This is a genomic window from Psychromonas arctica (assembly GCF_038155225.1).
Classification (GTDB): domain Bacteria; phylum Pseudomonadota; class Gammaproteobacteria; order Enterobacterales; family Psychromonadaceae; genus Psychromonas; species Psychromonas arctica_B.
The window spans coordinates 1-225 of record NZ_JBAKBA010000248.1 but is presented as its reverse complement, the minus strand read 5'-3'; the positions used below and the strand labels follow the sequence as shown (position 1 = coordinate 225).

At 42.7% G+C, this 225-nt stretch carries 1 pseudogene; it reads left to right on the top strand.

From position 1 onward, the window contains the following. Window positions 1-225, top strand: a pseudogene (gene glnA, locus V6255_RS18440) (glutamine synthetase); the annotation flags it as partial.

The window sequence follows — 225 nt, the reverse complement described above, 5'->3', positions numbered from 1 at the left end:
GTATAGAAGTACGTATCCCACATCCAACAATGAACCCTTACTTAGGATTCTCTCCAATGTTGATGGCTGGTCTTGCCCGTCTCAAAAACAAGATCCACCCTGGTGACTCTTTAGATAAAGATTTAAACGACCTACCTAAAGAAGAAGCTGATGCAATACCACATGTTGCTGTTTCTTTTGAAGAAGCACTTGCTGCACTAGAGGCTGCTCGTGACTTCCTTATTG